Annotated in this window: 1 protein-coding gene; it reads left to right on the forward strand. The window is 66.2% G+C overall.

Translation table 11 applies throughout. From position 1 onward, the window contains the following. Window positions 1-506 precede the first annotated feature (506 nt). Window positions 507-4460 (forward strand): PDZ domain-containing protein, encoded by a 3954-nt coding sequence (locus BLEFHOIH_RS10630; RefSeq protein ID WP_088345201.1) that lies wholly within the window; start codon window positions 507-509, stop codon window positions 4458-4460. Window positions 4461-4680: the final 220 nt, after the last annotated feature.

The following is a 4680-nucleotide window of genomic DNA, read 5'->3' on the forward strand; positions in this document are numbered from 1 at the left end:
ACCCCCCGCGAAGCAGAGAAGCCCGTCCCCGTCACCCCACGGGGGCGGGCTTCTTCTTTTGCCGGACGCCAATTGTTCCCCACCCCGCGCCGGTAGAGCGTCCACCGCCAATCCCCTTTTTTTGTCATCCCCGCGAAAGCGGGGATCCAGTAACCGGTGCATATGGTGGGACCGCGCCTGTCATTCCGGCGCTGCGGCGTACTGGATTCCCGCCTTCGCGGGAATGACACTCCGAGTGGGCTGCGGGTTGCCTCCTTCTTCGCGACTGCGTTTTCGGCCCCGACTTGCCGTGTGCTGATCGATGTATTCGCGGCTGGGTTGAAGGATTACGACAATATCTGTCAATTTCCGCGGCCGGGATCAAGACGTCATCAAACGGACCCAATTCCGACAATAAAGACCATTCTGTGTTTTAAGAATGCGATCCGCCACCAAGCGGCATTGCCGATATTGTGGCGACTTTGCAGCCTTTGCGCCGATACAACGTTTGCGGGTGGATTGGGCGGATGAAGATCCTTGTGGCGGCACTTATACTTATCGGCTCTTGCCTGCAAGCGGTGGCGCAGGCGGAAACCGGCTGGTTCGGAGTCCAGGTCGGGTCCGTGCCCAAGGAAGAGGCCGACAAGCTCGGCTGGGACCAGCCGCGCGGCGCCAAGCTGCTGCAACCGCCCGTCGCCCAGGGTCCGGCGGACGCGGCCGGCCTGAAGGGCGACGACATCCTGGTGGCGATCGATGGCAAGCGCCTCGAAACCGTCGAGGATTTCCTCGGTATCGTCGCCTCGACGGCGCCGGGCACGAAGGTCACCGTCGCCATCATGCGCGGGGGCGCCGAGCAGCAGGTGAGCGTCACGGTCGGGGCGCGGCCCGTGGTGCGCGCCGATGACAAGCCGCAATTGATGCTGGAGACCGGCGGCCATATGGCCAATGTGGTCGACTTGGCCGTCACCCCCGACGGCAAGCAGCTCGTCTCGGCCTCCAACGACAAGACGGTCCGGGTCTGGGATCTGGCGACCGGCAAGACGGTTCGCATCATTCGCGGCGAGACCTCGCCCGGCGATTGGGGCACGATCTACGCCATGGCGCTCAGCGCCTATGGGCGCTGGCTGGCGGTCGGCGGCTACATGTCCGACGCCGACCTGCTGAGCGGCTCGGCCGTGCGCCTGTATGATTTCCCCTCCGGCAAGCTGGTCCGCGTGCTGAAGGGCCATGTCAACGTCGTCTTCGCGCTGGCCTTCTCGGCCGACGGCAGCCGGCTCGTCTCCGGCAGCGCCGACCGGACGGCGATCGTCTGGGATGTCGACAAGGGGCAGAAGCTGCTGCAACTGACCGGCCATAGCAAGAAGATCAACACGGTCGCCTTCAACAAGGCCGGCACGCGCATCGTCACTGGCGCCGACGATGAATCGCTACGGCTGTGGAACGCAGCGGATGGCACGCAGATCTCGGAATCGACCGAGCACAAGACCCAGCTCGAGAAGGAAAACAAGAACTCGGACAAGTGGAGCGCCGAAGTCAAGACGGTGATCTTCTCGCCCGATGACCGGGTGATCGCCTCCGGCAGCGAGGATGGCAGGGTGTTGCTCTGGGACGGCAATACGGGCGCCTTCATCCGCCAGTTCGCCTGGCCGGGCGGCATGCTCGGACATTCCGCGGTCCCGGCAATCAGCTTCAGCCCGGACGGCAAATGGATGCTCTATTCGAGCGCGATGCAGGGCTGCAATTTCGTCGAGATGGTCAGCGGCAAGGAGTTCCGTGACGGCAAGCTGTGGGAGGAGAACCCGCTGAATACCGACCGCCCGACCTGCAACGGCCCGCTTGTCCACACCCCGGACGGGCGGCTTGCTGCGGCGGGCTATAACAGCACGATCCGCCTGCTCGATACCGCAACCGGCAAGGAAACTGCTTTGCTGCGCTCCTCCGGCGCAACCGTGCATGCCGTCGGCTTCGAGAGGGACAGCGGCGCGTTCGCCTGGGGCCATTCGATCGACCGCACCGGCGAGGACAAGGTGATGCCGCTGACGCGGCGCATGGTGCTGCCGCGGGGCATGGTGCCGATGGCCGTGATGCCGGAGATCGATCCGGAGCAGGCCGCCGCGCCGCCGCCCCCCGCGATCGGCGAACGCCCCCGCCTCGATAGCTGGGACAAGCCCGCGCGCGGCTACCAGAATTATGTCCGGCGCGACCCGCTGCACGGCTCCCGCTCGGTGGAATTCAAGCGCGTCGAAAAATACCTCATCAACACCCGCTATCTGGAAATCTCCAGGGGCGGCGAGTTGGAGAGCCAGATCGATCTCGGGGCCGACAGCGGCACCAACGGCAACAGCCCGATGGGCTTTACGCCGGACGGACAGGCCGTTCTGCTCGGCGCCGCGCAGAGCATTCTCGCCTTCGATCTGACCGGCCGCGCGCTCGGCGCCTTCGTCGGCCATGGCGGCCAGGTCCGCGATTTTGCGCCTTCGCCCGACGGCCGCTTCCTGGTCTCGGGCGCCGCCGACCAGACCGTGCGCTTGTGGAATTTGCAGACCCGCGAGCTGATTGTCACCGCCTTCCAGGGCACGGACGGCGAGTGGGTGGTGTGGACGCCGCAGGGCTATTTCGCCTCCTCGCCCAATGGCGACCGGATGTTCGGCTGGCAGCTCAATAAAGGCCCGGATCAGGTGCCCGAGTTCATCAGCGCCAGCCAGCTCCGCAACAAATTCTACCGGCCCGACATCGTCGATCGCGCCATCACCCTCGCCAGCGCCACGCAGGCGGTCGAGGAGGCCGATACCGAGCGCACCGGCAGTTTCGAAATTCCGGACCTGGCCAAGCGCCTGCCGCCCAAGCTCGCCGTGGTCTCGCCGCGCGAGGGCAGCTCGACCAGCACCGGCACCACCACCATCGAGCTGGCGCTCGCCGAAAATTCCGGCGATCCGGTAAAAACCTTCTCTGCATTCGTCAACGACACCAAGGTCACCGCCACCGCCCGCCGCGAAGGCGGAACGGTAAGCATCGAGGTGCCGCTGGCGCAGGGCCGAAACCGCGTCCGCCTCGTCGCGCACAGCCAGGCCGACCTGCTGGCCGAAGCCCAGCTCGACGTGACCCAGCGCGGGGAGGGCGCGCTCGACCGGCGCAACAATCTCTATATCGTCGCCATCGGCGCAGATAAATATCCGCAATTGCCGAGGAAATGCGGGCCGGAGGGCAATGCGGCCTGCGACCTCGCCTTTGCCGGGGCGGACGCCCGCGCCTTCGCCGACACCATCGAGGCGCAGATGGGCAAGCATCATCTGCATGTCATCAAGCGCGTGCTGGTCAATGGCGCGGGCGGCGCGATGGAGCCGACCAGGGCCAATATCGAGAACGTCCTCGACCTGCTGGTGCAGACCAAGGACACCGATACCGTCGCCGTCTTCGTCGCCGGCCATGGGCTGAACGACACCCGCACCGGCTACCAGTTCCTGCCGACCGACGCCCGCTATGGTGACGGCAATGTCCTGCAATCCTCCTCGGTGGTGAAATGGAGCGTGCTGGAAGGCGCGCTGCAGGCCGCCAAGGGGCGCCGGCTGCTCTTCGTCGATACCTGCCGTTCGACCAGCGCCTTCAATTCGCGGCTGATGAAGGACGCCAGCGACGAGGCCATCGTCGCCTTCTCCGCCACCAACACCCAGCAGGACGCGCTGGAGATGGCCGAAATCGGTCACGGCGTCTTCACCAACGCCGTGGTGAAGGGTTTGAACGGCGCGGCCGATCTCGCCAATGAGCGCGAGGTTCGCGTCTTCGATCTCGGCACCTATGTCGAGCGCGAAGTGCGCAAGCTGACCAAGGGGCTGCAGACGCCGGATTTCTACAAGAAGCCGGGGGCGGAGAATTTCGTTCTCGCGCGGCTCACCGGCGCGCCGGCCATGACGCCGCCGGTCGGATCGCTGAGCGATGGGGCCGCGCTGCGACCCGCCGCCCGGGAGGACAAGCCCGCGCCGCAGGCGCAACCCGCCGCGCCCGCGCCGAAGCCCGCACAGGCGAAGCCTAGCACTCAGCCGGAGAAGCCCGCGCAGGCGGCGCCGAGCCCGAAACCGGACAAGCCCGCTCAGGCGCAGTCAAGCCCGAAGCCGGACAAGCCTGCCCAGGCGCAGCCGAATCCATCGGCGGGAAAGACCGCGGCCGTGCAGCCTCAGGCCGAGCCGGTCAAGCCGGTGCTGACCATCTCGCCCGAGGAGGAGGCCGAGCGGCTGAAGCGGGGGAAGGGCGCGCTGGCGCTCGACGACATCGCCGGGGCGCGGCTGATCTTCGAATATCTGGCCAGCCGGGGCAGCGCGGCGGGCGCCTATTACATGGCGCAGACCTACGATCCGCAGGTGCGCTCGCGCTCGCCGGTCGGCTCGATCGCCAAGCCCGACGCGACGATCGCGCGGAGTTGGTACCTGAAGGCCGCCGAACTCGGCCATCCGGAAGCCCAGAAGAAAATCGCCGACGGCAAGTGATGCTGAACCAGCGCGGATAAAATGGGGGGCGGGCATGACCCGGAGGGCAGGATCGAATGATGCGGAAGCGAATTTCATGAGCGCCGTGATTGTCCCCGACCTCACAGCGCGCCGCGGCCTTCCCCTCTCCCATGGGAGACCTTTGCGTAAGTCGATTTTGGTTGAGTGATGGCTTGCGAGGCTCTGATTCGGAGGCGGGTGATGCACAAGCAGGTTGGAC

The sequence above is a fragment of the Rhodomicrobium sp. R_RK_3 genome (genome assembly GCF_002198715.1).
Classification (GTDB): Bacteria; Pseudomonadota; Alphaproteobacteria; order Rhizobiales; family Rhodomicrobiaceae; genus R-RK-3.